Consider the following 2,125-nt stretch of genomic DNA (forward strand, 5'->3'; position numbering starts at 1 on the left):
TCGCATTGCGCACCGGCGGCGCGCCGGCAGCCGCATATTCGGCGGCCGTGTCGAGTTCGAGCGCGTCCGCGAACAGCCGGTGCACGGCCGCACCGTTCGCTTCGCGGCGCAGCGCGCCCGCACCGACAGCCACCGCGCGGTCGAGATAGCGCGCGAGCCGCGTACGGACGTCGGCCAGCGGCGAACCCGGCGCGAACACCGTCTCGAACGCCGCGCCGCACAGGATGCCGACCACCACGTACAGGAATCGCGCGGTCGCGATGTCGAATGCGTGCAGCGGCGCGGAGACGGCGTCCATCGCGATGATCGCCGCCGTATAGCCCGCGAGCACCGCCGCATACGCGCGGAAATTGCGCAGGAAGGTCGCGACGCCCGCGCACAGGCCGATCCACGCGGCGAGCGCCGGCAGGAACAGCTCGGGCGTCTGCGCGAACGCCCCGGTCAGCACGAGCGCGACGGCCGCGCCGATCGCGGTGCCGAGAATCCGGTACTGGCTCTTCGACAAACCCATCCCGCGGCTGCCCTGCGCGACGATCCACACCGTCGACGCAGCCCATTTCGGGTCGTCGAGATTCATCCGGAAGGCAATGTAGAGCGCAAGCAGCGACGCCGCCGTGTTGCGCAATGCGAAGCCGAGGGCGCCGGGCGGCAGCGTGGGCCGGGCGTCGCGCAGCGCGGTGCGCACGGCCGCGAGGGGCGGCAGAGAGGGCAAGGCGAATTTCATGCGGCGAGCATACGGGGGCGCGCCGCCGCCACTAAGAGGCGCGGACAGGATGCGTTATTGCACCGGGCGGGATAATCGCCGCCGCACGAAGCGATTCGGCCGACGCAGGTAAGATGCGCGCAGGTCGAACACTGAAGCACCCCGTATGGACTTCGAAAGCATCCGGATATTCCTGCGCGTGGTCGAGCGCGGCAACTTCACCGCCGCCGCCACGCATCTCGACATGCCGCTCAGCCGCGTGAGCCGCAAGGTCAAGCAGCTCGAGGACGATCTCGGCGTCCAGCTGCTGTACCGCACCACGCGCCGCGTCTCCGTCACCGAGGCCGGGCGCGACTACTACGAGCGCTGCCTGCGCGCCGAGGACATCCTGCTCGACGCGGACCGCCAGGCCCGCGCGCTGCGCACGGCGCCGGAGGGCATGCTGCGCGTGCTGGTGCCCTACTCGATCGGCCTGTTCGAACTGGAGCCGGCGCTCGCCGAGTTTCGCCGGCGCTACCCGCTGGTCCAGCTCGTGCTGATCTACGACAACAACCCGCTCGATCTCGTCGAGCACGGCTTTGACGTGGCGCTGCGCGCGGGCGTGCTGACCGATTCCAGCTACATCGCCCGCTCGCTCGGCTGGTCGCAGGCGAAGCTGGCCGCGAGCCCCGCCTATCTCGACCGCGTCGGCCGGCCCGCCACGCCGCAGGATCTCGCGCAGCACGACCTGCTGCTCGTCGGCCGCGACGCGCCCGGGCTGACGCTGCGGCTCACCAATGCGGCCGGCGAAGTGGCCGACGTGCCGGTGCGGCCGGTGCTGATCACCAACGAATCGGTGACGGTGCTGCGCCAGGCCGCGAGCGGCGGCGGCATCGCGCTGGTCTCGACGCACTACACGGCCCGCCGGCTCGAACGGAACGAGCTCGAAATCGTGCTGCCCGACTGGCACCGGAGCGACGACGTCGAGCTGCACGTGCTGTATCCGCGGCGCGCGACGCTCGACAGCAAGGTGCGCGCGTTCGTCGAATTCCTGGCGGAAGTGTTCGACGATTGGCGAACCGCACCATAACCGGCACGGTTCGCACACCGATTATTGCAGCAAGCGAAATCGATTAATGAGCCGGCCCGTGTTGATGGCGGCTCGCCACATCGTTAGCCTGTCGCGATGCAAAACCAATCCACACGCGACGGCAGCCGCCTGACCGCTGCCCGCAGGCGCGTCACGCGCGTCCCGCCATCCTGACCGGCAGCATCCCGCCTCCCGAAGCCCGCCACGGCTTCGTGCATCCGATCGAGCAGCACGTCGCACGCGTCGGCCCCGTCTACCGGGTCGCGTCGCGCACGCCGCGCCCCCTTCCATTCAGCAGCCGCACCGCGCCTGCGTCGCTTTCGCGCGCGCGTGCGCGGCCGCGTGCGACGGCG

Annotated in this window: 2 protein-coding genes; one reads left to right on the top strand and one right to left on the bottom strand. The window is 70.5% G+C overall.

What is annotated here, in order from left to right:
• The coding region (locus G3N93_RS38825; protein ID WP_206135418.1) for an FUSC family protein at positions 1–724 on the bottom strand (724 nt) is incomplete at its 3' end.
• Between the two features lie 145 nt (positions 725–869).
• Here G3N93_RS38825 and G3N93_RS38830 point away from each other — a divergent pair.
• Positions 870–1,772 (top strand): LysR family transcriptional regulator, encoded by a 903-nt coding sequence (locus G3N93_RS38830; protein WP_206135419.1) that lies wholly within the window; start codon positions 870–872, stop codon positions 1,770–1,772.
• Positions 1,773–2,125 lie beyond the last annotated feature (353 nt).

Source organism: Burkholderia sp. Se-20378 (genome assembly GCF_017104665.1).
Lineage (GTDB): Bacteria > Pseudomonadota > Gammaproteobacteria > Burkholderiales > Burkholderiaceae > Burkholderia > Burkholderia lata.

Excerpts from the sequence above, each read along its gene's own strand:
- G3N93_RS38830 (WP_206135419.1), top strand. The coding sequence starts at position 870 with ATGGACTTCGAAAGCATCCGGATATTCCTGCGCGTGGTCGAGCGCGGC.